Genomic DNA, 25158 nt, shown 5'->3' on the forward strand with positions numbered 1-25158 from the left:
GCGTGCCCGGTGGCACGGAACGATACCGTTGCGTCCTCACCGAAACGGTAGGGGAGCCAGCGACGATACGCAACCGTATCGTCGTGGCGGTAGACTCGTCCCGATGCAGGTCGACGGCAAGCGCATCCCGGCCGGGGCGGCGGTTCTCCGCGAGGACGTGACCGAGGCGATCAGAGCTGCGGTTTTGCAGGAGCTGGCGGCGGTGGGGTACGGGCGGATGTCGATCGAGGGCGTGGCCCGGCGGGCCGGGGTCGGCAAGACCGCCGTCTACCGGCGGTGGAGCTCGAAACTCGAGATGGTGATCGAGATCATTTCTGCGGTCGCGGTCACCGTCACGGCGTTACCCGACAGCGGCACGCTCCGTGGTGACCTGGAGCTGTACCTGTCGGTCGCCGCCCGGGCGCTGCGTCACCCGCTGGCCGGACAGATCGTGCCGGACCTGCTCGCCGAGGCCGCCCGCAACCCGGCGATCGCGCAGACCCTGCAGAGCGCCCTGCGGGACAACCAGCACGCGATCGGGACCCTGGTGACCGATCGGGCGGTGCGGCGGGGCGAACTGCCCGCCGACACCGATCCCGACTTCGTCGTCGACCTGATGGTCGGTCCGCTCTACTGGCGGCTCGCCGTGGCCCGTACCCCGCTGCCCCGCGGCTACGTGGCCCGGCTGGCCGCCTCGGTCGCCGCCGCCCTGGCCGCCGGGCCGGCGGGTCCGAGCTCCGGGCCGGCGGGTCCGAGCTCCGGGCCGACCGTGGAGCCGGCTACCGGACCGTCAGCTCCCCCCGCCACCGGGTGACGTCCGCGGCGACCCCCACCGGCTCACCATGGCCGACCAGCTGCACCCGCCACGGCAGGGCCGCCCCGGCGACCCGGTCCGCGGTGACGACCGCGCCGTCGCGGCACACCACGAACCGGGCAGCCTCGGTCCCGTCCAGCGCGGGCACCGACACCTGCACCTGTTGTCCGTCGGTGAGCCGGTACACCGCCAGGGTCACGTCGTCGGCGTACGGGTAGTCGGGCCGGTCCGCCTTCGCTCCGAGCGGCAGCACCGTGCCGGGTCGTACCAGCACCGGCACCTGGTCGAAGCCGACCACGCGGCGTACCCAGCCCGATCCGGTGAACTCCTCGCCGGTCTGCAGATGGGTCCAGGTGCCGGCCGGCAGGTAGAACTCCACCTGCCCGTCGGCCTGGAACACCGGCGCGACCAGCAGGGCGTCCCCGAGCAGGTACTGCCGCTCCAGGTGGGTGACCGCCGGGTCGGCCGGGAACTCGGCGACCAACGGGCGCATCACCGGAATCCCCTCCCGGTGGGCGAGGACCGCCTGGCCGAACAGGTACGGCATCAGCCGCGCCTTGAGCCGGGTGAAGATCCGCAGCACGTCGACCGCCTCGGCGTCGAACGTCCACGGCACCCGGTAGGTCTGGCTGCCGTGCAGCCGGCTGTGCGAGGAGAGCAGGCCGAACGGGATCCAGCGCTTGAACACCTCCGGCGCCGGCCGGCCCTCGAACCCGCCGATGTCGTGACTCCAGAAACCGAACCCGGACATGGCCAGTGACAGGCCGCCGCGCAGACTCTCCGCCATCGACTCGAAGGTCGATTCGCAGTCGCCACCCCAGTGCACCGGAAACTGCTGCCCGCCGGCGGTGGCCGACCGGGCGAAGAGCACCGCCTCGCCCTCGCCGCGGTACTCCCGGAGCAGGTCGAACACCGTCCGGTTGTACAGGTGCGTGTAGTAGTTGTGCATCCGTTGCGGATCGGCGCCGTCGTGCCAGATCACGTCGGTCGGGATCCGCTCGCCGAAGTCGGTCTTGAACGCGTCGACGCCCATGTCCAGCAACGCCCGCAACTTGTCGGCGTACCAACGCCGGGCGTCCGGGTTGGTGAAGTCGACCAGGCCCATCCCGGCCTGCCAGAGGTCGCACTGCCAGACGTCACCGTCGGCGGTACGGACCAGGTAACCGCGCGCCATGCCCTCGGCGAACAGCGCCGACCGCTGGGCGATGTACGGGTTGATCCACACGCAGATCTTCAGGTCACGCTTGCGGAGCCGGTCCAGCATCAGCTCGGGTTCGGGGAAGACCCGCGGATCCCACTCGAAGTCCGACCAGTGGAACTCGCGCATCCAGAAACAGTCGAAGTGGAACACCGACAGCGGCAGATCCAGCTCCGCCATGGTGTCGATGAACGAACTGACCGTCTGCTCGTCGTACGAGGTGGTGAACGAGGTGCTCAGCCACAGCCCGAACGACCAGGCCGGCGGCAGTGCCGGGCGGCCGGTCAACGCGGTGTACCTGCGCAGGATCTCGCGCGGCGTCGGACCGTAGATGACCAGGTACTCCAGCTCCTGCCCGGCGACGCTGAACGACACCCGGGAGACGACCTCGGAACCGACCTCGAAGGAGACCAGGCCGGGGTGGTTGACGAACACCCCGTACCCGCCGGTGGTGAGGTAGAACGGGATGTTCTTGTAGGCCTGCTCGCTGCTGGTGCCACCGTCCTCCTGCCAGATGTTGACCACCTGGCCGTTGCGCACCAGCGGACCGAACCGCTCGCCGAGTCCGTACACCGTCTCGCCGACGCCCAGGCTGAGTTGCTCCCGCACGTACGATCCGTCGTCGGTGTCCAGCGCGGCCATGCTCTTGTAGCCACTGCTGGTGAGCACCTGGCCGGCGGCCACGAACTCCAGCCGCCAGCCGTCGCCCCGGGCGAACCGGGCGGTCAGGCCGCCCGAGGTGATGCTGGTGTGCTCGGCGCCGTCGGTCACCTGGACCTCGACGTCCGGCTCGGTGGCCAGCGCGAAGTCCGGACGCCGGGGACGGCGGCCGAGGAAGTGGCCGACCCGCACGGAGATCACGTCAGGAGCGGGGGAGGTGCAGCGCACGGTGAGTAAGGGCTGGTTGAGGGTGTCGCCGCGACCGGTGATCCGCCGGGTCGGGGCGTACACGGTCAGTGCCGCCGGTTCGACCTCGACGTCGTGCACCTGCGCGGGGTAGAGCGGGCGCACGCCGTCGCGCATCCGCCAGTAGCCGTTGCTGAATTTCATCAGGCCCTCTCTCGGGTCAGGTCCTACTTGACCGCGCCGGCCAGCACACCCCGGGTCAGGGTGCGCTGGAAAACGAGGAAGAACAGCACCGCCGGCACGATGCCGAGCAGCGCCGACGCGCTGGTGGTGGTGGCGTCCATCATTCGGTCTCCCTGCAGGACGCCGAGGGCGACCGGCACCGTCTGCTTGTCGTTGGAGATCAGGAAGATCAGCGGCAGGAAGAACTCGTTCCAGGTCCAGATGAAGAAGAAGGTGAACAGCACGGACAGGGTCGGCCAACTGGTCGGCACCACCACCTTCCACAGCACCCGCCATTTGCCCGCCCCGTCGATCGCGGCGGCCTCCAGCAACTGCCGGGGAAAGTCCCGGAAGACCGAGGAGAGCAGGTAGGTGCCGAACGCGGCCTGGATCGCGGTGAAGATGATGATGACGGCGATCCGGCTGTTGTAGAGTCCAACCTGTTTGGACAGGTAGTACAACGGGTAGACCAGCGCCTCCTGCGGTAGCAGGTTGGCCAGCAGGAAGAACATCAGGAAGGCGAGCTGCCCGCGCATCCGGCCGATCCCGATCGCGTACGCGTTGAGCACCGAGATCACCACCGCGCCGACGGCGACCGTGGTGCTGATCAGGAAGCTGTTCCATAGTTTCTCGCCGAAGTCGACCCGGAACCAGAAGTCAATGATGCCCCGCAGATAGAGCTCGCCCGGCACCGACAGTGGACCGTCGGCGGCGTACTCGGCGGGTGACTTGACCGCGTTCAACGCGACGACCAGGAACGGCGCCAGCACCAGCAGGGTGAGCACGGTCAGTGCGGCGAGGACGACCGGTGCGGTGATCGCCCTGGCCAGCCGGCCGGGCACCCAGCCGTGGCCGCGGCGGCGGGTGATCGTGGTGGTGGCCATCTCAGTTCCTCTCCAGGCGCTCGCCGCGGGTCTGGATCCGCAGGAACAGGTAGGTCAGCACGACGATGATGCCGGTCAGTACGGTGGCGATCGCCGATCCGTAGCCAGCGTCGGCCTTTTCGAAGAAGTTCTGGTAGGCGAAGTACGACGGCACCAGGGTGGCGTTGCCGGGACCGCCCCGGGTCAGCACGAAGATCTGCCCGAAGATCTTCAGCGCGGCGATCGTGGTGGTGACCAGCACGACGTAGATCTCCGGCTTGATCTGGTGCACCGCGATACGGGTGAACCGCTGGAACCAGCCGGCCCCGTCCAGATCGGCCGCCTCGTAGAGCTCCGGATCGACCCGCTGCAGGCCGGCCATGAACATGACGATCGGGTAGCCGAGCTGGAACCAGACCATCACCGCCATGACGCTGAGCAGCGCGTACGCCGGATCGCCGAGCCAGTTGCGGGCGAGGGCGTCCAGGCCGACACGATCCAGGACCGAGTTCAACGCACCGTAGCTGGGGTGCAGGATCCAACCCCAGACGATGCCGGTCACCGCGACCGGCAGCACCTGCGGCAGGTACAGCCCGGATCGGAATACGCTCGCCGTACGTGGGCCGATCCGGTTGGCCACGTAGTCGAACAGGACAGCGGCGAGAAACAGCCCGAGCAGCGTCGGGAGCACCGCCATCGCGACGATGATGAAGCCGATGTTGCGGAACGAGACCCAGAAGTTGGCGTCACGCAGCAACCGGTCGTAGTTGTCGAACCCGATCCATTCCGGCGTTCCGACCCCGGACCACCGGGTGAAACTGATCCCGATGTTCATCACCAGCGGTACCACGATCACGGCGAGGAACAGCACGATCCCGGGGAGCAGGAAGATGACGTACCCGCGATCCGGTTTCGGCGGGCGGGGTCGGATGAGCGGCTTTGCCATGGGACCTCCGGGGTCGGACCCCGCGCGCCGGGAACCGCTGTCCCCGGCGCACGGTCGTCGCTCACTTGCCGATGCTGGCCAGGTTGTCGTCGTAGGGTTTGGCGATCTCGTCGAGCACCTCGTCCGGCGTCTTGCTGCCGTTGATCAGCTGCTGGACCCCGGCGACCAGTACGTCGTAGTAGCCCGGCGCCGGCCAGTCCGGGTAGAAGGCCAACCCGTCCGACTCGTTGAGCGTGTTGAAGTTCTCGATCAGCTCCTTGGCCTTCGGGTTGCTGATCGCCGCCGGATCCGCCGCCAGCGGTACCCCGCCGGACTCACCGAGCAGGTTCTGGATGTCCGGCTGCATCGTGATGTCGATGAAGTCGTAGGCGAGGTCCTTGTTCTCGGCGTTGCTCGGCACCACCCAGATGTTGCCGCCGGAGCCGGGGTGCAGGTCGCTGCCGGGGAAGAGGAAGGTGCCCCAGTCGAAGCCGGTGATCTCGTCGCTGAACCGGCCGTACCACCAGCTGCCCGAGATCAGGATCGGAAAGGTGCCCTGGGTGAAGGCGACGCCCATGTCCTCGGCCTTGATGCCGGCGGAGTCGGCGCTCAGGTAGCCCTTGTCGACCCACCCGGCGAAGGTGGTGGCCGCGTAGCTGAATTCCGGGCCGTGGAAGTCGACCGGGGCGGCGTAGAGCTGGAAGTCGTCGACGAAGGACCGGTCCGCCCGGCTCAGCGCCAACTCGTAGAAGATCTGCTGGGCCGGGTATTCGGCGCCGCCGACCGAGATCGGGGTGATCCCGTCGTCGACGAAGGTGTCCAGCACGTTCTCGAACTCGACGAAGGTGGTCGGCACCGGCAGGTCGTACTCGGCAAACATGTCCTTGTTGTAGTAGACCGTCACGAATTCGCCGTAGTTGGGTATGCCGTACCAGGTGTCGCCACCCATCACCCCGCTGGCGTCGTACCTGCAGGTGGTGGCGACGCTCGGGGAGATCATCTCGTCCCAGCCGCGTTCGGCCACCACATCGGTGAGGTCGGTGAGCAGCCCTTGCTTGGACAGCAGGCCGGCGCTCGCGTTGCCCTTGTTGTACTCCAGGATGTCCGGGCCTTGGTCCGAATTGAGGATCATGCCGGCGTTCTGCCGGATCTGTTCGAAGCCCTTCTCCTCGTAGACCACGGTGACACCCGGGTGGCTGGCCTCGAACTGTTCGATGGCCTCGGCCCAGGCGATGCCCATCGCGCTGTTGGCCCCCTCGTAGTGCCACAGGCGCAGGGTGCTGCCGTCGCCGCTGTCGTCGGAGTCGGCGCCGCAGGCCGACAGGGTCAGGGCCGCGGCGGTGAGTGTCGCGGCTATCAGGGTGCGGTTCCTCTTGGGGTGAAGCACTTTCCAGCCTCCTCGCGGGTATGCCGGAGGGACGGCGCGGTGCCGGCGCCGCCACAGGACAGGGGATCGGGGTGAAGTCCGTGAGCTTGTCGAAACGCTTCGACTAAGCGATTCGACAAGCAAGCTACGACTGTGTTGGCAGCGTGTCAATCCCATGACGGAACGGTTTCTGCCTGTTCAAGGCATCGCGGCCCGGCTGCGTCGGCAGCCGGTGCTCCAAGGTCCGGGCCGTACACTGCGCGGATGCGGATCAGTGCGCCACCTGGTGCGGTCTCGCGCATCGGCACCCTGGCCGTCCTGGCCGTCCTGGGTCTGGCCGCCGCCGGATGTACCGCCGGTCCGGCGCCGGCGCCGATATCGGCGCCGAGCGCCACGGTTCCGCCGGCGGGCAGCGTGGAGTCCCACGAGCTGGTGCAGAACTACCTCGACGCGATGCGGGCGAAGGACGTCGACCAGGGACGCGCCCAACTGTGCGCCGCCACCCAGGAGATCTTCGACGCCAGCGCCACCGGGCCCAACGGCGACTTCGCCGAGTCGTTCTCGGTGTCGCGGGCCGAGGTGACCGGATCCCGGCGGGTAGCGGTCGGACACGAGGTGACCGCGACCGTCGCGATCACCTCAGGCGCCGGGAGCACCGCGGTGGACCTCGTATTCACCGTCACGCCAGCGGATTTCGATGCCGGGGACTGGTGCATCCACGACGAGACGGCCGCGCCGGCCGGCGGACCCAGCGCGACACCACCGGTCTAGGCTTTGGGCCATGGGCCAAGAATGGCATCAGTTGAGCCACCCGTCGGTCGGGCATCCGAGCCTGCAGACCAGTCGTCCCGCCGCCAACTCGGTCGAGGACGAGGCGTTCGGGTTGGACCGGTGGCGCAACCTGCCCCGGGCGCAGACGCCGCCCTGGCCGGACCCGACCGTGGTCGACGAGGTCTGCCAGGTGCTGGACAACGTGCCGTCGGTGGTCGCCCCGTACGAGGTCGACCAGTTGCGGGAGCGACTCGCCCTGGTCTGCGACGGCAAGGCCTTCCTGCTACAGGGCGGTGACTGCGCCGAGACCTTCACCGACAACACCGAGAGCCACCTGCTGGCCAACGCCCGCACCATCCTGCAGATGGCGGTGGTCCTGACCTACGGCGCCTCGTTGCCGGTGGTCAAGGTCGCCCGGCTCGCCGGCCAGTACACCAAGCCTCGCTCGTCACCGACCGACGCCCTCGGTCTGCCGGCCTACCGCGGCGACATGATCAACTCGCTGGACACGACGCCGCAGGCGCGGGTCGCCGACCCGCAGCGGATGATCCGGGCGTACGCCAACAGCGCCGCCGCGATGAACATGCTCCGCGCGTACCTGGCCGGCGGGCTGGCCGACCTGCACGCCGTGCACGACTGGAACAAGGGCTTCGTCAAGCGGTCCCCGGCCGGCGAGCGGTACGAAGCGATCGCCCGGGAGATCGACCGGGCCCTCGCCTTCATCCGGGCCTGCGGGCTGACCGACGACGACGCGTTGCGCACCGTCACGCTCTACTGCTCGCACGAGGCCCTCGCGTTGGAGTACGACCGGGCGCTGACCCGGATCTCCGGCGACCGCCCGTACGGGTTGTCCGGCCACTTCCTCTGGGTCGGCGAGCGCACCCGACAGATCGACGGGGCGCACATCGACTTCGTCTCCCGCATCGCCAACCCGGTCGGCGTCAAGCTCGGCCCCGGCACCACCCCCGAGCAGGCACTCGAACTGTGCGAGAAGCTCAACCCCGACAACGTGCCGGGCCGGCTCACCCTGATCGCCCGGATGGGCAACCACAAGGTCCGCGACGCGCTGCCGCCGATCGTGGAGAAGGTCACCGCCGCCGGTGCCCGGGTGGTCTGGCAGTGCGATCCGATGCACGGCAACACCCACGAGTCGTCCAACGGCTACAAGACCCGCCACTTCGACCGGATCGTCGACGAGGTGCTCGGCTACTTCGAGGTGCACCGCGGGCTGGCGACCCACCCCGGTGGCCTGCACGTCGAGCTCACCGGCGAGGACGTCACCGAATGCCTCGGCGGAGCGCAGGCGATCGAGGACATCCACCTGCCGGACCGTTACGAGACCGCCTGCGACCCGAGGCTGAACACCCAGCAGTCGCTCGAACTGGCCTTCCTGGTCGCGGAGATGCTCCGTGGCTGACCCGGTCGTCGCGGTGGACCTGCGCTCGGACACCGTCACCCGGCCGGGTCCGGCGATGCGGGCGGCGATGGCCGCTGCCGAGGTCGGCGACGACGTGTACGGCGAGGACCCCAGCGTGAACGCGCTGGAGGCGCAGGTCGCCGCGCTGTTCGGGCACGAGGCCGCGCTGTTCGCGCCGACCGGGTCGATGGCCAACCAGATCGCCCTGCAGGCGCTGGTTCCGCCCGGCGGCGAACTGCTCTGCGACGCCGACGCGCACGTGGTCACCTACGAGGTCGGGGCCGCTGCGGCGTACGGCGGGATCTCCTCGCGGACCTGGCCGGCCGCCGGCGGCGACCTCGACCCCGATCAGGTCGCGACGATGATCCGCGTCGACGGTTACGGTGCGGTACCGACCCGCGCGGTCGCGGTGGAGCAGACCCACAACCGCTCCGGCGGGCAGACCATCGGGCTGGACACGCTGCGGCGACTGCGGGCCGCCACCGCCGCCGTCGGCGTGGCCCTGCACTGCGACGGCGCCCGGATCTGGCACGCCCACGTGGCCGAGGGGGTCCCGCTGGCCGACTACGGGACGCTGTTCGACACCCTGTCGGTGTGCCTGTCCAAGGGGCTCGGCGCCCCGGCCGGCTCGCTGGTGGTCGGCACCGCCGACCGGATCGGCCGGGCCCGCCGGATCCGCAAACGAATGGGCGGCGGGATGCGCCAGGCCGGAGTGCTCGCCGCCGCCGGCCGCTACGCGCTGGCACACCACGTCGAGCGGCTCGCCGCCGATCACGTCCGGGCCGCCCGGCTGGCGCACGCACTGGCCCCGTACGGCGTCGCCGACCCGGCCCGGGTTCGCACCAACATCGTCGCGCTGGACCTGGCCAAGGCGGCGCTGGACGCGCCCGCGCTGGCCGCCGAGGTCCGGGCCGGCGGGGTGCTGATCTCGGTGGTCGGCCCACACACCGCCCGGTTGGTCACCCACCTCGACGTCGACGACACCGCCGTGGACCGGGCGGTCGAGGTGCTCACCGGCGCCCTTGACCGGGCGGTCCGCTAACCGCCGGTCGCGTCGGCCAGTCGACGCAGGGTGGCGATGTCGGCGGCGTGGCCCAGATGCCGCTGGGTGGGGGTCTCGACCAGCACCGGTACGCCGGCCGTGGCCGGATGGCGCATCAACCGCGCGAACGGTGCCTCGCCGATGGTGCCCGCGCCGATCGTCTCGTGCCGGTCCCGGGTCGACCCGCACGGGTCCCGGGAGTCGTTGGCGTGCACCAGCCGTAGCCGGTCCGCACCGACCGCGGCCACCAGCGCGTCGATGGTCGCGGCCATTCCGGCCGGGCTGGCCAGGTCGTGCCCGGCCGCCCAGGCGTGGCAGGTGTCGAAACACACCCCCATCCGGGGGTGCCAGTCCACCGCGTCAAGGTACGGCTCCAGGTGCTCGACCCGCGACGCCAACGACCGGCCGCCGCCAGCGCTCGGCTCGACCAGCAGCATCGGCCCGTCCGCCGCGTCGGTGGCGTCGAGCAGCGGCAGCAGCGTCTGCCGTACCTGGCGCATCGCGGTGTCGGCGTACCCGTCGTCGACCGCGCTGCCGGCGTGGAAGACCACCGCCGTGGCGCCGATCTCCCGTCCCCGGCGCAGCGCGTGCGCCAGTGTGTCCGCCGAGTGTCGCACCGTCGCGGCGGTGGGCGACCCCAGGTTCACCAGCAGCGACGCGTGCACGTACGCCTGCAGCCCGCGCTCGCCGCAGCCGTCGCGGAACGCCACGTCCTGAACGGGGTCGCCGGCCGGCAGTGCCCAGCCGCGTGAGTTGCCGACGTACACCTGCACCACCTGCGAACCGGCGGCCTCGGCGTAGGGCAGCGCCGTCCTGGCCAGCCCGCCGGCTGTCGGGGTGTGCGAACCGACCGGCCGTTGGCCGGTCCCGGACGTCGCGGCCACCTCAGAAGCAGCCGATCACGATCTCGGTGCCGGGCGGGACCTGGGAGTTCTCGCCGGGGTTCTGGTAGCGGACGGAGCCGTTGGGGTTGAAGTCGATGCGGACCCCGAAACCCTGGCTCTGCAGCTGGGTCGCCGCTTCCTGGCAGGGCAGGTCGATCACCCGGGGCACCACGACCTCCGGCGGTCCTTCGCTCACCTTGAGCTTGATCTCCGCGCCCTGCTCCACACCCGCGCCGTCCGGCGGGTCCTGGTCGATCACCTGGTCCTTGGGCTTGTCCGACTCCTCGTTGGCGACCAGCGGCTCCAGGCCGAGATCCTGCAGGACGCGCCGGGCCTCCTCGACGTTGAGGCCGACCACGCTCGGTACGGTGATCGGTGCCCGGCCCTTGCTGACCGTCACCGTCACCACGTCGCCGGGCTTGACCTCGCTACCGACCGGTGGCTCGACCGCGACCACCACTCCGGCCGGCAGGTTGTCGTCGTAGCGGTCGGGTGCCTGCTCCAAGACGAGCTGCGCCTTGTCCAGGTCGATCTGGGCCAGGTCGAGCGTCTTGCCGACCACGTCGGGCACCTGGTAGCGCTCCGGCCCGAGGGAGAGGGTCAGCACGATCTCGCCACCGCGCACGATCCGGCCGTTCGCCGGGGGATCCTGCGCCAACACGACGTCGCGGGCGACCTCCTCGTCGTGCCGTGGCTGCGCGAACCGCACCGTGAAGCCGTCCTGGGCGGCCAGCGACTGCGCGTCGGCACCGGTGAGACTGACCAGGCCCGGGGCGATCGTGTAGCGGCCGGCGCCGAACCACCAGCCGCCGATCGTCAGCAGCAGGAGCAGCACCAGGCCGCCGGCGAGCACCGCGGTACGGGTCCGCGGGTCCCCGGCCAGCCGCTCCCGCAGCCCGGCGGTGCCGGCACCGGCCGGGCGTGACCTGTTCGTCGCGCTGCGCCGCCGGCCCGGCCCACGCTCGCCGTCGGTGCCCGCGCCGCCGTACACCACGGCGGGTCCGCCGGCCGCGGCGGACCGCACCACGGTGCTCGACGCCGGTCGACGTCGCGGTGCCGACCGGTCCCGACGGTCCTTCGGCTCGGGCAGCCGCGCCCAGGACGGGCGTTCGGCCGCGGACACCGCAGACACCTGCATGGTCGGCTGGGCGACCTGCCGCAGGACGGCCGTGTTGGCGCTGGCGTTACCGAGGTCGTCGCGCACCCCTTGCACGTCGGTCAGCAACGCGCCGGCGTCGGTCGGCCGCTGCGTCGGGTCCCGCCGGGTAGCCCGGACGACCAGGTCGTCGACCATCGCGGGAATGCCCGGCACCGAGGCCGACGGTGGTGGTACGTCCTGGTCGACGTGCTGCCAGGCCACCTCGGCCGGCTGGTCGCCGTCGTAGGGCACCCGACCGGTGAGCATCTCGAACAGCACGATGCCGGCCGCGTAGACATCGGTGCGCGGGTCGGCCCGCCCCTCGGTGACCAGCTCGGGCGCCACGTACGCGACGGTGGCCATCAGCTGACCGGCCTGGTCCGCACTGGCCGCCACGGCCTGGGCCAGGCCGAAGTCGGCGACCTTGACCACGCTGTCGATCAGGTTTCCGGCCCCGCCGCTGGGGGCCTCGGCGACCAGCACGTTCTCCGGCTTGACGTCACGGTGCACCAGGCCGGCCCGGTGCGCGGCGCCGATGGCCGCCAGCATCTGCTCCAGGATCGCCAGCGCCTCGCCCGGGTTGAGCCGACGCCGGTCGTCCATGACCTCGCGCAGCGTCCGGCCCCGGACGTATTCCATCACCAGGTACGGCAGCCCGTCGTGGATGCCCTGGTCGTAGACGGCGACCACGTTCGGGTGGGTGAGCCGGGCGATGGTCTTGGCCTCGTCGGCGAAACGGCCGAGGAAATCCGCCGGACCGCCGCCGGCCTCGCGGGCCTGCCCCGGATGGATGATCTTCAGAGCGACGGTACGTTCGAGCCGTTCGTCGGTCGCGGTGTACACGGTCGCCATGCCACCCCGTGCCACCCGGGCACGGATCCGGTACCGCCCGTCAATCAACGAGCCCAGCAGCGAGTCGGCGACCTGTGTGTCCATCGGCAGGCAGTCTATGCGTCCGGGGGGTGAGGGTAGAACACCGATCATCCCGGGTCCACCGAACCGGACCAAACCGTTACCTGCGCCGGTCACCCCTGGTGACCGCCGCGAGCGGGCTGGGTGGGTCCGTGGTTGGGCAGGTCCGTGGTTGGGCGCGGCCGGTGCGTGGCAGGGTGGTGAGGTGACCGATTCTGCTTCCGCCACGCCGACCGCACCGAGCGCGTCAGCCGTACCGACCGCGCTGGACGCCGCCGCTGCCGCCGGCGAACCGGCGCACTGGCTCACCCTGCCGGAGGTCGCCGAGCGGCTCGACGTGACGATCAGCAAGGTCCACCAGATGGTCCGCGACCGCGAACTGCTCGCCCTGCGTCGTGACGGGGTCCGCCGGGTGCCGGCCGAGCTGATCGCCAACCGCACCGTCCGCAGGCACCTGCCCGGCATCCTCACCCTGCTGCACGACGCCGGCTTCTCCGACGAGGAGACCCTGCGCTGGCTGTACCGCGCCGACGACACGCTGCCCGGTACGCCGGCGGCGGCACTCGGCGGTGACCGCGCCCGGGAAGTCAAGCGGCGAGCCCAGGCCGAGGGGTTCTGACGCCGGTGGGGCGGCTGACCTATTTGGCGGTACTGACCGGCTGTCTGCTGGCGGCGATCTGGCTGGAACCGGTGCTGCGGGTCAACGTCCTGCGGCGCTGGCGGCGGCTGCTGCTCACGCTGGTGCCGGTGGTGGTCGTCTTCGCCGCCTGGGACGCCGCGGCGATCGCCGCCGGGCACTGGGACTTCGATCCGGCGCAGACCACCGGGATCCTGCTGCCGGGCCGGCTGCCCCTGGACGAACTGCTGTTCTTCGTGGTGGTGCCGATCTGCACCGTGTTGGGCTTCGAAGCGGTCCGCGCGGTCCGTACCCCGCCCGGGCAGCCGCGACGGCCGGACGGCCGCTGGTCCGCCGGCGACGAGCCGGCCGGGGGCGTGCCGGCCCCGGTCCGGGACGCCCGGTGAGCTACACCCTCGCGGCGGTGCTCGGCGTGGCCGCCGCCGTCCTGGTCGACCTGCTGGTCCTGCGGACCCGGCTGGTCGGCCGGGCGGTCTTCTGGGCCACGTATCCGATCATCGTGACCTTCCAACTGCTGTCCAACGGCATCCTGACCGGGCGTGACATCGTCCGCTACGACCCGGCTGCGATCGTCGGGCTGCGGATCGCCCACGCGCCGGCCGAGGACCTGCTGTTCGGGTTCGCGTTGGTGCTGTCCACCCTGTCCATCTGGGTGTGGCTCGGTCGCCGTGGCGTGCAGCCGACCCCGGCCGCCGGCACCGGGGACCGGCTGCTCACCCGGCTGCGTCGGGGATCCCGGCCCGACGGCGGCGGCCCGCGAAAGACAAAATCCAATAAGCCCTGATTCATTTAAAACAGCCAAAGTATATGCTCTTCTGATCATTGATTTCGGTGACCCGGTCGCATAATGTTCGAGGCACGGTCGCGCGAACCTACCTGACCCCGTCTTGTCTTGCCTGAGGGAGAACCATCTGCCATGGGAAAGGCTCACCAGGTTCGCGCCGGGCGGCTCGCCGCGATCGGCACGGCCATAGCGACACTGCTCGCATTCACCACGATCTCCGCATCACCCGCGCAGGCCGCGGGAGAGATCCTGGGCACGGGTAACCCGACCGCCATCAAGGACAGCTACATCGTCGTCTTCGCGGACCGCGACGCGTCCGCCCGACGGGTCGACGACCTCACCAGCACATTGGCCGCCCGGTACGGCGCCCGGGTCGAGCACACCTACCGGCACGCGCTGCGTGGCTTCGCCGGCCGGTTCAGCGAGCGGATCGCCCGCCGCCTGGCCGCGCACCCGGACGTCGCGTACGTCGAGCAGAACGCCGAGGTGCGGACCACCGCCACCCAGACCAACCCGCCGTCCTGGGGGCTGAACCGGATCGACCAGCGGAACCTGCCGCTGGACAACGCCTACACCTATCCGAACGCGGCGCCGAACGTCACCGCGTACATCATCGACACCGGCATCCGCACCTCGCACAACGACTTCGGCGGCCGTGCGGTGTGGGGGACCAACACCGTGGGCGGCAGCAACTCGGACTGCAACGGGCACGGCACGCACGTCGCCGGCACCGTCGGCGGCACCTCGTACGGGGTCGCCAAGTCGGTCCGGCTGATCGCGGTGAAGGTGCTCGACTGTGCGGGCAGCGGCTCGTTCGCCGCGGTGGCGGCCGGGGTCGACTGGGTGACCAGCCACCACACCTCCGGCCCGGCCGTGGCCAACATGAGCCTGGGCGGCTCGGGCAGCAACAGCTCCCTGGAGAGCGCGGTGCGCCGGTCGATCGCCGACGGCGTCGTCTACGCGATCGCCTCCGGCAACTCCAGCTCCAACGCGTGCAACTTCACCCCGGCCCGGGTCGCCGAGGCGATCACCGTCAACGCCAGCGGCAGCAACGACGCGCGTGCGTCCTTCTCCAACTACGGCAGCTGCACCGACATCTTCGCCCCGGGTGTCAGCATCACCTCGGCCTGGAGCACCAGCAACACCGCCACGAACACCATCAGCGGCACCTCGATGGCGGCGCCGCACGTCGCCGGGGGAGCGGCGTTGATCCTGGGCGCCAACCCCGGCCTGACCCCGGCCCAGGTGGCGAGCACCATGGTCAGCAACGCCACCCCGAACAAGATCACCAGTCCGGGGAGCGGCTCGCCGAACAGGCTGCTGTTCGTCAACACCGGCGGCGGCACGCCCGGCACCCCGTACGTGAACAATCCCGGCAGCCAGAGCACCTCGCGGGGGACCGCGACCAGCCTGCAGATGACCGCCTCGGGTGGCACCGCGCCGTACACCTGGTCGGCCACCGGCCTGCCGGCCGGCCTGTCGATCAACGCCTCGACCGGGCTCATCTCCGGCGCACCGAGCACCGTCAACACCTACTCCGTGACGGTGACCGCCCGGGACGCCGCCAGCCGCACCGCCACGGCCTCGTTCAGCTGGACGGTCACCCAGAACCTGGACGGCACGTACGCCTGCTCGGTGCCGGCCGGGTACACCTACGACCAGGTGGTCCGGCAGCTCAACGTCTGCAGCCCCGGCAATTTCGCCAACAGCTACCGGCTGCGGCTGCCGCAGGACAACATCTACACCTGTACGGTTCCGTCCGGGTTCACCTACGATCAGGTGTCCAATCAGCTGAACGTGTGTAGCCCGAGCAATTTCGCGAACAGTTATCGCATTCGTGCGCCACGGGACAACATCTACACCTGTACGGTTCCGTCCGGGTTCACCTACGATCAGGTGTCGAACCAGCTGAACGTGTGTAGCCCGAGCAATTTCGCGAACAGTTACCGGATCCGGGTGCCGGTGGTCGGGCTCTGGGCCTGTACGGTGCCGTCCGGCTTTAGCTACGACCAGGTACGCAACCAGCTCAACGTCTGCAGCCCGAGCAATTTCGCGAACAGCTATCGGCTGAGCTGACCCGGTCGGCGAGATGGTGCCCGTCCGCCGGCGTACTCACGGGCGGCGGGCGGGCACCATCATCGGCCACGGTCAGCGGCGGTACGGCGTCGGCGACGGGTCAGCCGGCCCGGGTCGTCGCGGCCACCGCCAGGTCCCGCAGCACCTGCCGGGCCTCGGGCTCGATGTCCACCGGTACCAGCGCGGCCAGTGCCCGCTCGGTCAGGTCGGCGATCCTGGCCTCGGTGGCGGCCAGCGCGCCGCTGGCCACGATGACCTCCCGCACCTGGTCAATTCCGGTCTCATCCAGCGTCGGGTCACCGAGCCGGGCGTCGAGCAGCGCCCGCCCGGTGTCGCCGGTCGCCCGGTACGCCGACGCCACCAGGTAGGTGCGCTTGCCCTCCCGCAGGTCGTCGCCGGCCGGTTTGCCGGTGCGCGCCGGGTCGCCGAACACCCCGAGTACGTCGTCGCGCAGTTGGAACGCCTCGCCCAGCGCCAGCCCGTACCCGGAATAGCCGACGGAGATCGACTGCGGCGCGCCGGCCAGCGCGGCACCGAGCAGCAGCGGACGCTCGACGGTGTACTTCGCCGACTTGTACCGGGCCACCTGGCTGGCCCGCTCGACCGAGGTGTCCCCGGCGTACTGGGCGTGCACGTCCAGGAACTGCCCGACGGTCACCTCGGTGCGCATCTCGTCGAACACCGGCCGGGCCCGGCGCAGCGCCCCGGCGTCCAGCCCGGCATCGTGCAGCAACTCGTCCGACCAGACCAGGCACAGGTCACCGAGCAGCACCGCGGCGGCGGCGCCGAAGCCGTCCGGCGCACCGCGCCACCCGTTGCGCCGGTGCTGGCCGGCGAATCGGCGGTGGATGGACGGCTCACCCCGGCGGGTGTCCGAGCCGTCCATCAGGTCGTCGTGGATCAGGGCGCTGGCCTGCACCAGCTCCAGCGCGGCGAGCGCCGACACCACGGCCGGCGAGTCGGCGCCGCCGCCGCCGCGGTATCCCCAGTAGCCGAAGGCCGGGCGCAACCGCTTGCCGCCGCCGAGCACGAACGCCTCCAGCGCGGCGGCGACCGGGCGCAGCGCCTCGTCGTCGACCGCCAGCAGCCAGCGCCGCCGCTGCCGGAGGAAACCGGCCAGCACCTGATCGATCCGACGCCGCAGGTCGGCCCGGTCGGTCGGCGGTACGGCCGGGGGCACGGCGATGCTTTCTGCCACCCCTAGACGCTATCGGCTCGCCCGCTGCGACCGTGCGACCCCACCCGGTACAGTCGACGACGTGGCTCTCGGTCTTCCGTCCGTCCTTCCCGGTTCACAGCCGTCGATCGGCGAGCTGATCCGCGACGGCGCGCCGACCTTCTCGTTCGAGTTCTTCCCGCCGAAGACGCCGGCCGGGGACCGGCTGCTGTGGCAGGCGATCCGCGAGCTGGAGCCGCTGCGACCGTCGTTCGTGTCGATCACCTATGGCGCGGGCGGCACCACCCGCGACACCACCGTCGACGTCACCGAACGGATCGCCACCGAGACCACCCTGCTGCCGATGGCGCACCTCACCGCGGTCAACCACTCGGTCGCCGAACTGCGCAACGTCATCGGCCGGCTGGCCGGCGCGGGGGTGCGCAACGTGCTCGCGGTGCGCGGCGACCCGCCCGGCGACCCGACCGGGGAATGGATCGCGCACCCCCACGGAGTCCGGTACGCCGAGGACCTCGTCCGGCTGATCCGCACGGCCGGCGACTTCAGTGTCGGGGTCGCCGCCTTCCCGTACAAGCATCCGCGATCGCCGGACATCGCCAGCGACACCGAGTACTTCATCCGCAAATGCCGGGCCGGAGCCGACTTCGCGATCACCCAGATGGTCTTCGACGCCGAGGACTACCTGCGGCTGCGGGACCGGGTCGCCGCCGCCGGTGGCGACACCCCGATCCTGCCCGGGGTGATGCCGGTGACGAAGCTGGCCACCATCGAACGTTCCGAGCAGCTCTCCGGCGCGCCGTTCCCGTCGGCGCTGGCCGCCCAGTTCGCCCGGGTCGCCGACGACGAGGCGGCGGTCCGTCAGCTCGGCATCGAGCAGGCCAACCAGCTCTGCACCCGGCTGCTCGACGAGGGCGTGCCCGGCATCCACTTCATCACCATGAACCGCTCGACCGCCACCCGCGAGGTGTGGCTCAACGTCGGCACCCGGGTGTGAACCGCCCGCGTTCAGACGGCACGGTTGAGCATTCCGTGGAGACCCGGCTCAACTGGCAGGACTACGCCGTCACCTGGGCACGGCTGCACGGCGGCTTCGATCCGCGTACCGCGACCCCGGTGGTGCGTTACTGGCTGCGGACCGCCCATTGGCTCGCCGACCTGCTGGGCCGGGCCCGGGTCGGCCCGAACACGGTCACCGTCGCCGGCGTGCTGATCTGCCTCGGCGTGCCGGTGGCCGCCACCCGTGGCGGGCACGGGCTGCTGGTCGGTGCGCTGCTGGTGCTGCTGGCCGCGGTCGCCGACACCGTCGACGGCGCGCTCGCGGTGGTCACCGGCCGGACCAGCCGACTCGGCTACGTGTACGACTCGGTCGCCGACCGCGCCGGAGAGGCGTTCTGGCTGGCCGGGTTCTGGCTGGCCGGCGCACCCGGCCCGCTGGTCGCCACCGCCGGCGCGCTGTCCTGGCTGCACGAGTACATCCGGGCCCGGGCGGCGGCGGCCGGCATGCGGGAGATCGGTGCGGTGACCCTGGGGGAGCGACCCACCCGGGTCAGCGCCGCCCTGGTCGGGCTGCTGCTGGCCGGGGCCGCCGGGCTGATCCAACCGGACCTGGCCGCCGGGGTGCTCACCGTGGTCACCGCCGGTTGGGTGCTGCTCGGCCTGTTCGGCCTGAGCCAACTGCTGACTGCGGTCCGCAGGACCCTCGACTGACCAGGTGTCCGCAGGACCTTCGGCTGACCAGGTCCGCAGGACCTTCGGCTGACCAGGTCCGCAGGACCTTCGGCTGACCGGTCGCCGCGCGACCCGGCTCAGCTGTCGGCACGGCCGATCCGCTCGGCGACGACCTGCGCGGACAGGGCCACCATCGGCAACCCGCCGCCGGGATGCACCGAGCCGCCGACCAGGAACAACCCGGCCGCCGGACCCTGGTTGGCCGGCCGCAGCAGCCGGCCCGCCGTACCGTGGATCGCCCCGCCGGGGGCACCGGTCGCGGCGGCCAGGTCGGCCGGGGTGCGCACCTCGCGCAACAGCACCCGGTCCCGCACGTCCACTCCGCGCCGGGCCAGCACCTGCAGTACGTGATCGGCGTACGCGTCGGCCAACCCGGGCCGGCGCCAGTCCACCCCGGCCAGCGACCGGTCCTGCCGGGCCGCGTTGACCAGCACGAACCACGCCTCGTGGCCGTCCGGGCGCACCGCCGGGTCGTCGGCGACGGTGACGAAGACCGTCGGGTCGCTCGCCGGGCGGGCCGGCCGACCTCGGCCCGGGTCGCCGAACACGGCATCGAACTCGGCGTCGTAGTCGGCGGGGAAGAAGACCGTGTGGTGCGCCAGTTGCGCAGTGGTGCCGCGTACGCCGAGCAGCAGCACGAACCCACCGAGGCTGCGGTCGGCGAGCCGGGCCAGCCGGCGGGCGTCGGGCAACAGCTCCCGGTAGACGCGCGCCGCGTCCACGTTGGCGACCACCACGTCGGCCGGCACCGGCCGGGTCTCCCCGGCGACCCGTACCCCGTGCACCCGACCGCCGGCCGCGTCGATCGCGGTCGCCGTCGAACTGGTGCGCACCACCACCCCGAGGTCGAGGCAACGCGACAGCAGGGCGTCGGCGAGCGCGCCCAGCCCGCCGCGCACGTACCAGCCGCCGAAGGCCAGCTCGGCGTACGGCACGGCCAGCAACGCGGCCGGCGCGCGGCGTGGGTCGGCGCCGGTGTAGGTGGCGTAGCGCTCCAGCAGGGTCCGCAGCCGCCGGTCACGCACCTCGCGGCGCAGCACCCCGCGCAGGGTCCGACCGGGAGCGACCGCCGCCAGGTCGCCGACCCGGTACGCCAGCCTGGCCATCGCCAGCGGCGAGCCGGCCTCTTGGCGCAGCACGTCGCGCCAGGACGCGTGCCAGATGCGCTCCGCCCGCCGCCACACCCGCCGCCAGTCCTCGGCGGCACCGGTGCCGAACGCGGTGGCGATCCGGTCGGTGAACAACGACTGGTCGGCGCAGGAGTCCAGCCGGATCGTCGCGCCGCCGGGCGCCGGGAAAACGTGCCGCACCACCGGATCCAGCCGCACCAGATCGAGCACCTTCTCCAGCGGCTCGCCGGTGGCGTCGAACAGGTCGGCGAACACCTGCGGCAGGGTCAGCAGACTCGGCCCGGTGTCGAAGGTGAATTCGCCGGCGTCGGTCTGCCGGGTCCAGCGGGCCAGCTTGCCGCCGACCGTGTCGGCGCGTTCGACGACGGTGACGTCGTGCCCGCCGGCCGCCAGGCGGATCGCCGCCGCCAGTCCGCCCACTCCGGCGCCGATCACCACGACCCGGCTCATCGGCATTCCTCCTCGCTGGGCGCACGCACGCTCGCTGGGCGCAGGACTGCGGGTGGGACCGGTCTCAGGGCGCGGCCACCGGGCGACCGCGCCAGGCCAGGCGCCGCCGCTTGCGCAGATAGTAAGACCGGATCACGAGCCAGCCGAGCAGCGTGACCGACACCGGGTGTGCCAATCCGTCCGGCCAGGCCCGGCCGCCGGTCACCCGGGCACTGACCACCCGGCCCGACACGCCGAGGAGATAACCGGCGAATCCACCGGCGGCCAGCGCCGCGCCCGGTCCGACCGGTGCCACAGCCGGTGCCACAGCCGCTGCCACACCGGTGGCCGACCCGGCCAACGCGACCAGCCCGGTGGTGGCGAGCAGCGGCGGCAGCACGTACAGCGCCAGCAGACCGCCGATCACGGCGCCCGCACCGGCCGGCGACGGCAACGACGCCCACAGCGACTTCGTGTAGCCGGCGGACAGCTCCCGCCACGAGCCGTACATCCGGCAGTCGGCGAGCCGGGACCCGTCGGCCAGCGCGATCCGCCCGCCGGACCGCTTGACCGCGCGGGCCAGCGCCACGTCCTCCAGCACCTGGTCACGGACTCCGGCGTGGCCACCGGCCCGCCGGTACGCCGCCCGGTCGACCAGCAGGAACTGCCCGCCCGCAGCGGCCAGCGAGGTACGCGGTGAGCGTTCCATCGCCCGTAGCGGCAGGAACGTCAGCCAGGTCCACTGCAGCAGCGGCTGCACCAACCGTTCGGCGGCCGACCCGGTGACGATCCGCGGGTACGGGGTGAGCAGCTGTGCCGGCACCGACCGCAGGGTGTGCACGGCGGCGGCGACCGCGTCCGGGGTGAGGACCACGTCGGCGTCGACGAACACGAGTACGCCCGACGGGTCGGCGCGGGCACCGGCGCTGCCGCCCGCACCGGCGGCGGCGTCGGCGAGTTGCTGGCAGGCGTGTGGCTTGCCGAGCCAGCCGGCCGGCAGCGACGCCCCGGTGAGCAGCCGCACCCGTGGATCGCCGTCGGCGGTCGCGCGGACCACGGCGGCGGTGTCGTCGGTCGACCCGTCGTCGAGTACGACGATCTCCCAGTCGACCAGCAGCCGCTGGGCGCGTAGCGCCCGCAGGCAGGGCGCCACCCGGGTGGCTTCGTCACGCAGCGGCAGCAGGATCGCCACCCGCTCGGCGACCGGGCCCGGCGGCACCGGCCGGCGTAGCCAGCGGGTGGCGTTGACCAGCGTCAACCCGGTCAGCCCGGCGAGCGCGGCGACGATCGCCCATGCGACGCCGGCGGCCACCACCCACCCACTCATCCAGCCTCCCGACCGTGTCGCGGTCCTGGCTGCCGCCCGCGACGGTGCCCGCGCAGCAGTGTGACCGTCAGCGGGACCGCGACCAGCCCCATACCGAGCGCACCCCAGCCGGCCGAGGCACCCAACCCGAGAAACACTCCGTGCACGAGCACACTCGCCAGGTACGTCCACAGGTACAGCGCGTACATCGGGGCGTCGTCCGGGCCCGGGCCACGTGCCGATCGGTGCACGGGTCGGCGGATCGCCGGACCGGCGGCCAACTGCAGTGTCGCCATCATCACCACCGCCACACCCAGCCAGCCCAGGTAGTTGCCGACCGGGACGCCGGGCACCCCGGGCAGCACCGGGACGGTGTCCTGCCAGATCCAGTGCCCGTCGGCGACCATCTGCGGATCGAGGAACAGATCCCAGCACGCCAGCGCCAGCCCGGCGAGAAGGACCCGGGCCGCGATCCGGACGCCGCTCGGGACCGCGCCGGTCAACCGGACCGCGACCAGCCACGCCGGCCACGCCATCCACGTCCAGGCCAGCGGGATCACCAGCGGCACGCCAAGCAGCTTCGGCCCGAGGGTGCCGGCGTAGTCGTACCCGCCGAACGGGAACCCGGTCGCCACCCCGCACGCCTCGACGGCCAGCCCACCGCCGGTGGTCACCGCGACGAGCACGGCGGCCGGCCGCTGCCCCCGGCTGAGCAGCGCGTGGGTCACCGACAGGACGAAGCCGACCGCGACGGTGGCCATGGTCAGCCCGGCGCGCACGGAGCCCGTCGTCAGCGGGTAGCCGATCTGGGCCAGCACCAGCAGCACCAGCAACGCCCACGGCAGGCGGCGTCGCATGGACCGGTGGGCCGGCCGGTCGGTCACGGCTGGGCGGCCGCGTCCGCAGGCGGCAACGGCAGGGTACGACCGAGAATGGCGAACGCCCGATCGTCACCGGGAAAGTGAAACTCCCGCAGCACGTCGACGAAGCCGAACCGCCGGTACAGTCGCCACGCCCGGGACTGCTGCTCGTCGGCCTCCGGAGTGGACAGCAGGGTGGTCGCTCCGTCGGCCATGCCGAGCAGGGATCGTAGTTGGTGCGCGCCGATCCCGTGGCCCTGCGCCTGCGGGCGGACGTGCAGTTCGACGACCTCGAAGCAGTCGGTGAGCCAGGTCTGGCGGGCAGGCCGACTGAGCGCGTTGCGTACCTGGTCGTGCCACCACTGCCCGGGCGCGGACCGGTAGCCGTAGCCGAAGCCGGCGACCTGTCCGTTGGTGGTGAGGGTGGCGACCGCCCGGAACCCGGGGCGGCGGACGTGGGTGGCGATGTAGCCGCGCCGGATCTCCAGCAGCTCGGCCCGGTAGTTCATCGCCTCGCCGTACACGGCCACCACGTCGTCCAGCCGTCGGAGCAGATCGTCCGGCAGCCACGGCACCAGCCTCATCGGCGTCCGTCCTTCATCCCCCGCCACCGTCCGATGCCCTGCCACCACCGTCTGCTCCGCCACCGCATGTTCCGTCGTCCTTCCCAACCCATCCCAGCACCTGCCGATCCCCGACGATGTCGAGCACCTCGAACCGGGCGAACAACTCCTCGGCGTACCACCGTTGAACCGGAGTCCGGGTGATTGCCGCCCGGTGCTCCGGGTGACGGTACGCGAAGCGGCTGAGGTCCGTGGCGCTGCGCCACACGCTCACCGTGCCCTGCCAGCCGAGCGGTGCCTCACCGACACCGAACCGGCAGCAGAGTCCGGGCGCTTCGGCCAGCGCGGCGGCGACCGGCGGGACCGCCCGCCAGAACGTGATCGCCCGCGTCGCGCGCAGCCGGGCCCGGGTCAGCGCGAGCACCGGCCGGTCGCCGCCCGTCGGCCCACCGGCACCGGTCCGGTCTACTGCCGGGTCGCCGAACGGGGCGACGCCCGACCAGCGGCCCCGGCTGCGCAGCGGACACAGGTCGACGCGGACCTGGCTGGTGGCGATCCGCCGCCAGGCCCGGCCGACCGGTGTCGCGTCGAAGCCGGTCGCGGCTGCCGGGTCGGCCCACACCACCACCGCCGCCCAGCGGGTCGGGTCGGCGTCGGTCGGGCCGAACCCGGTGCCGGTCCCGGTGCCGAGCAGCTTGGCGAACCGCACCCCGGGTGTACGGCGCAGCCGTCGCGGGTCGGACGCCATCCGACCGAGCGCACGCGGCAGCCGCCTGCGGGGCACCCGCCAGACGTGCAGGGTGACCAGATCGGGACCGTTCACGCCACCTCGGCGGCGGTGCCGGCGGTGATCCGTAGCAGCTCGGCGTACGTGGTGGGGAACACCGCACGGGGCACCCCGCCGGCTGCCCAGATCTGCGGGTACTGCTCCAAGGCCACATCGACCAGGGTGCGGACCGGCTTGGGATGGCCGAGCGGCGCGACCCCACCGATCGGCTGGCCGGTGTTCTCCCGGACGAATTCCGGGGTGGCCCGGCGCAGCGCGGTGATTCCGATGTCGGCGGCGACCTTGGCGGTGTCCACCCGGTGCGCGCCCGAGGTGAGCACCAGCAGCGGTTCGCCGTCCGCGTCGAAGATCAGCGAGTTGGCGATCTGTCCCACCTCGATGCCGAGCGCGGTCGCCGCCGCGACGGCGGTGTGCACCGCTTCCGGCAGCAACTGCACCTGGCAGGGGCCGCCGGAGCCGTCGCGGGCACCGGCGGCGTCCAGCGCGTCCTGCACCACCTGCACGTTCGGATGTGTCTGCATAGCCTCTATCTTGGCTGTGGCCCGGATCGCGTCGCCGGGCGGCCGCCCACGTGGTCTGAGCCGCCGTCCGACGTATTCCGCCATTTCTGACACTTATGCTAGTTCTGTCGGTTCCGATCCGGGGGTGATCATGACTGCCTACCGCCTGCGGGTGGCCGCCTACGCGGTCTGTGCTGATCAGGGGCGGCTGCTGCTCGCCCGGTACGTCTCACCCGGCGGCACCCGGCGGCACTGGACGTTGCCGGGCGGCAAGGTCGAGCACGCCGAGGATCCGGTGGACGCGGTGGTGCGCGAGGTGGCCGAGGAGACCGGATACCAGGTCGAGGTGCAGTGCCTGCTCGGGGTGGACTCCCGTACGGTGCCGACGCAGCGGCGGCTGCCCGGTCGAGTGGAGCGGCACAACCTGGGCGTCTTCTACCGGGTCCGGGTCACCGGCGGCGAGCTGCGACCGGAGGCCATCGGTTCCACCGACCTGGCGCAGTGGGTGCCGATGGCGCAGGTGCCGCAGCTGACCCGGGCGGTGATCGTCGACGTCGGTCTGGAACTCGACCGCACCCGCCCGCCGAGCGGCCACGTCACCCCGGTCCCGGTACGCGGCCTGCTCCGCCACTGAACCCGGCCGTTCACCCGCCGCCCCCGCCCCGCGCACCGGCTTACCCGCCCCGCTTCGGCCTGCCCGCTCGCTGTGCTCCGTCCCCAGGCCTGCCCGCTCCGGCACGAGCCGAACGTCAGATATGAGCCACCCCCGAGCCGATGAAGGTGACGATCCGTCCGCTGCACGCA

23 protein-coding genes and 2 pseudogenes are annotated in these 25158 nt (G+C 71.7%); 12 read left to right on the forward strand and 13 right to left on the reverse strand.

Annotated elements, in window-relative coordinates; translation table 11 throughout:
• Positions 1–103: 103 nt before the first annotated feature.
• On the forward strand, positions 104–793 hold the full coding sequence (locus tag ACN27F_RS29535) for a TetR/AcrR family transcriptional regulator (protein WP_421438744.1): 690 nt from the start codon (positions 104–106) through the stop codon (positions 791–793).
• Here ACN27F_RS29535 and yicI read toward each other — a convergent pair.
• The 4 genes from yicI to ACN27F_RS29555 all read right to left on the reverse strand — a co-directional run bounded on the left by yicI (position 759) and on the right by ACN27F_RS29555 (position 6234).
• Positions 759–3041: an alpha-xylosidase gene (gene yicI / locus ACN27F_RS29540; RefSeq protein ID WP_421438745.1), complete on the reverse strand. Its 2283-nt coding sequence runs from the start codon at positions 3039–3041 to the stop codon at positions 759–761. The genes ACN27F_RS29535 and yicI overlap by 35 nt on opposite strands.
• Before the next feature lie 23 nt (positions 3042–3064).
• Positions 3065–3943: a carbohydrate ABC transporter permease gene (locus ACN27F_RS29545; protein ID WP_421438746.1), complete on the reverse strand. Its 879-nt coding sequence runs from the start codon at positions 3941–3943 to the stop codon at positions 3065–3067.
• Between the two features lies 1 nt (position 3944).
• Positions 3945–4868 carry a carbohydrate ABC transporter permease gene (locus ACN27F_RS29550; protein ID WP_421438747.1) on the reverse strand — a complete coding sequence of 308 codons (924 nt, stop codon included), beginning with the start codon at positions 4866–4868 and terminating at the stop codon, positions 3945–3947.
• A gap of 61 nt (positions 4869–4929) precedes the next feature.
• Positions 4930–6234 (reverse strand): ABC transporter substrate-binding protein, encoded by a 1305-nt coding sequence (locus ACN27F_RS29555; RefSeq protein ID WP_421438748.1) that lies wholly within the window; start codon positions 6232–6234, stop codon positions 4930–4932.
• 243 nt (positions 6235–6477) lie between these two features.
• Here ACN27F_RS29555 and ACN27F_RS29560 point away from each other — a divergent pair, with 243 nt between their 5' ends.
• The 3 genes from ACN27F_RS29560 to ACN27F_RS29570 are packed head-to-tail and all read left to right on the forward strand — an operon-like array spanning position 6478 to position 9443.
• Positions 6478–6984, forward strand: a complete 507-nt coding sequence (locus ACN27F_RS29560; protein ID WP_421438749.1) for a hypothetical protein — start codon at positions 6478–6480, stop codon at positions 6982–6984.
• Between the two features lie 10 nt (positions 6985–6994).
• Positions 6995–8401, forward strand: coding sequence for a class II 3-deoxy-7-phosphoheptulonate synthase (locus ACN27F_RS29565; RefSeq protein ID WP_421438750.1), 1407 nt, complete (start codon positions 6995–6997; stop codon positions 8399–8401).
• Complete coding sequence (locus ACN27F_RS29570; protein ID WP_421438751.1) at positions 8394–9443, forward strand: threonine aldolase family protein; 1050 nt, start codon at positions 8394–8396, stop codon at positions 9441–9443. The genes ACN27F_RS29565 and ACN27F_RS29570 overlap by 8 nt, the downstream gene beginning before the upstream one ends.
• On the opposite strand, the gene ACN27F_RS29575 is transcribed toward ACN27F_RS29570, so the two are convergent.
• Together ACN27F_RS29575 and pknB are read right to left on the reverse strand one after the other, a co-directional pair.
• The gene (locus ACN27F_RS29575) at positions 9440–10327 is read right to left on the reverse strand and encodes a deoxyribonuclease IV (protein ID WP_421438752.1); all 888 of its coding nucleotides are present in this window, start codon (positions 10325–10327) and stop codon (positions 9440–9442) included. The genes ACN27F_RS29570 and ACN27F_RS29575 overlap by 4 nt on opposite strands.
• A 1-nt stretch (position 10328) precedes the next feature.
• On the reverse strand, positions 10329–12401 hold the full coding sequence (gene pknB, locus ACN27F_RS29580) for a Stk1 family PASTA domain-containing Ser/Thr kinase (protein WP_421438753.1): 2073 nt from the start codon (positions 12399–12401) through the stop codon (positions 10329–10331).
• 241 nt (positions 12402–12642) lie between these two features.
• Between pknB and ACN27F_RS29585 the strand changes: the two genes are divergently transcribed.
• From ACN27F_RS29585 to ACN27F_RS29605, 5 genes and pseudogenes are all read left to right on the forward strand, one after another.
• Complete coding sequence (locus tag ACN27F_RS29585; protein WP_421440537.1) at positions 12643–12996, forward strand: Rv2175c family DNA-binding protein; 354 nt, start codon at positions 12643–12645, stop codon at positions 12994–12996.
• Between the two features lie 5 nt (positions 12997–13001).
• Complete coding sequence (locus ACN27F_RS29590) at positions 13002–13400, forward strand: lycopene cyclase domain-containing protein (protein WP_421438754.1); 399 nt, start codon at positions 13002–13004, stop codon at positions 13398–13400.
• Positions 13397–13798, forward strand: a complete 402-nt coding sequence (locus ACN27F_RS29595) for a lycopene cyclase domain-containing protein (RefSeq protein WP_421438755.1) — start codon at positions 13397–13399, stop codon at positions 13796–13798. The genes ACN27F_RS29590 and ACN27F_RS29595 overlap by 4 nt, the downstream gene beginning before the upstream one ends.
• Positions 13799–13930: 132 nt before the next feature.
• A pseudogene (locus ACN27F_RS29600) lies at positions 13931–15391 on the forward strand (S8 family peptidase); the annotation flags it as partial.
• Positions 15392–15538: 147 nt separating this feature from the next.
• Positions 15539–15874, forward strand: a pseudogene (locus ACN27F_RS29605) (hypothetical protein); the annotation flags it as partial.
• A gap of 100 nt (positions 15875–15974) precedes the next feature.
• Here ACN27F_RS29605 and ACN27F_RS29610 read toward each other — a convergent pair.
• Positions 15975–17060, reverse strand: coding sequence for a polyprenyl synthetase family protein (locus ACN27F_RS29610; RefSeq protein ID WP_421440539.1), 1086 nt, complete (start codon positions 17058–17060; stop codon positions 15975–15977).
• A 73-nt stretch (positions 17061–17133) separates the two neighbouring features.
• Here ACN27F_RS29610 and metF point away from each other — a divergent pair, with 73 nt between their 5' ends.
• Together metF and ACN27F_RS29620 are read left to right on the forward strand one after the other, a co-directional pair.
• Positions 17134–18045, forward strand: a complete 912-nt coding sequence (metF, locus tag ACN27F_RS29615; RefSeq protein WP_421438756.1) for a methylenetetrahydrofolate reductase [NAD(P)H] — start codon at positions 17134–17136, stop codon at positions 18043–18045.
• A 35-nt stretch (positions 18046–18080) separates the two neighbouring features.
• Positions 18081–18758: a CDP-alcohol phosphatidyltransferase family protein gene (locus ACN27F_RS29620; RefSeq protein WP_421438757.1), complete on the forward strand. Its 678-nt coding sequence runs from the start codon at positions 18081–18083 to the stop codon at positions 18756–18758.
• Between the two features lie 98 nt (positions 18759–18856).
• Here the strand turns inward: ACN27F_RS29620 and ACN27F_RS29625 are convergent, their stop codons facing one another.
• The 6 genes from ACN27F_RS29625 to ACN27F_RS29650 form a co-directional block, all read right to left on the reverse strand.
• Positions 18857–20359: a phytoene desaturase family protein gene (locus ACN27F_RS29625; RefSeq protein ID WP_421438758.1), complete on the reverse strand. Its 1503-nt coding sequence runs from the start codon at positions 20357–20359 to the stop codon at positions 18857–18859.
• A 64-nt stretch (positions 20360–20423) separates the two neighbouring features.
• Positions 20424–21665 carry a glycosyltransferase gene (locus ACN27F_RS29630; protein ID WP_421438759.1) on the reverse strand — a complete coding sequence of 414 codons (1242 nt, stop codon included), beginning with the start codon at positions 21663–21665 and terminating at the stop codon, positions 20424–20426.
• Complete coding sequence (locus ACN27F_RS29635) at positions 21662–22501, reverse strand: carotenoid biosynthesis protein (RefSeq protein ID WP_421438760.1); 840 nt, start codon at positions 22499–22501, stop codon at positions 21662–21664. Before ACN27F_RS29635 ends, ACN27F_RS29630 begins: the two co-directional genes overlap by 4 nt.
• Positions 22502–22524: 23 nt before the next feature.
• Entirely contained in the window at positions 22525–23088 is a 564-nt protein-coding gene (locus tag ACN27F_RS29640; protein WP_421438761.1) for a GNAT family N-acetyltransferase, read from the reverse strand.
• Between the two features lie 13 nt (positions 23089–23101).
• Positions 23102–23890, reverse strand: coding sequence for a monooxygenase (locus tag ACN27F_RS29645; RefSeq protein ID WP_421438762.1), 789 nt, complete (start codon positions 23888–23890; stop codon positions 23102–23104).
• Complete coding sequence (locus ACN27F_RS29650; RefSeq protein WP_421438763.1) at positions 23887–24375, reverse strand: YbaK/EbsC family protein; 489 nt, start codon at positions 24373–24375, stop codon at positions 23887–23889. Before ACN27F_RS29650 ends, ACN27F_RS29645 begins: the two co-directional genes overlap by 4 nt.
• Before the next feature lie 130 nt (positions 24376–24505).
• Between ACN27F_RS29650 and ACN27F_RS29655 the strand changes: the two genes are divergently transcribed.
• On the forward strand, positions 24506–24988 hold the full coding sequence (locus ACN27F_RS29655) for an NUDIX hydrolase (protein ID WP_421438764.1): 483 nt from the start codon (positions 24506–24508) through the stop codon (positions 24986–24988).
• The last annotated feature ends 170 nt before the right edge of the window (positions 24989–25158 follow it).

The sequence above is a fragment of the Solwaraspora sp. WMMB335 genome, from assembly GCF_049179075.1.
GTDB lineage: Bacteria > Actinomycetota > Actinomycetes > Mycobacteriales > Micromonosporaceae > Micromonospora_E.

Bases quoted from the DNA above. Each gene is read 5' to 3' on its own strand.
- ACN27F_RS29535 (WP_421438744.1), top strand. From the start codon at position 104: ATGCAGGTCGACGGCAAGCGCATCCCGGCCGGGGCGGCGGTTCTCCGC.
- yicI (WP_421438745.1), bottom strand. From the start codon at position 3,041: ATGAAATTCAGCAACGGCTACTGGCGGATGCGCGACGGCGTGCGCCCG.
- ACN27F_RS29545 (WP_421438746.1), bottom strand. From the start codon at position 3,943: ATGGCCACCACCACGATCACCCGCCGCCGCGGCCACGGCTGGGTGCCC.
- ACN27F_RS29550 (WP_421438747.1), bottom strand. From the start codon at position 4,868: ATGGCAAAGCCGCTCATCCGACCCCGCCCGCCGAAACCGGATCGCGGG.
- ACN27F_RS29560 (WP_421438749.1), top strand. From the start codon at position 6,478: ATGCGGATCAGTGCGCCACCTGGTGCGGTCTCGCGCATCGGCACCCTG.
- ACN27F_RS29565 (WP_421438750.1), top strand. From the start codon at position 6,995: ATGGGCCAAGAATGGCATCAGTTGAGCCACCCGTCGGTCGGGCATCCG.
- pknB (WP_421438753.1), bottom strand. From the start codon at position 12,401: ATGGACACACAGGTCGCCGACTCGCTGCTGGGCTCGTTGATTGACGGG.
- ACN27F_RS29625 (WP_421438758.1), bottom strand. From the start codon at position 20,359: ATGAGCCGGGTCGTGGTGATCGGCGCCGGAGTGGGCGGACTGGCGGCG.
- ACN27F_RS29630 (WP_421438759.1), bottom strand. From the start codon at position 21,665: ATGAGTGGGTGGGTGGTGGCCGCCGGCGTCGCATGGGCGATCGTCGCC.
- ACN27F_RS29635 (WP_421438760.1), bottom strand. From the start codon at position 22,501: ATGCGACGCCGCCTGCCGTGGGCGTTGCTGGTGCTGCTGGTGCTGGCC.
- ACN27F_RS29640 (WP_421438761.1), bottom strand. From the start codon at position 23,088: ATGAGGCTGGTGCCGTGGCTGCCGGACGATCTGCTCCGACGGCTGGAC.
- ACN27F_RS29650 (WP_421438763.1), bottom strand. From the start codon at position 24,375: ATGCAGACACATCCGAACGTGCAGGTGGTGCAGGACGCGCTGGACGCC.
- ACN27F_RS29655 (WP_421438764.1), top strand. From the start codon at position 24,506: ATGACTGCCTACCGCCTGCGGGTGGCCGCCTACGCGGTCTGTGCTGAT.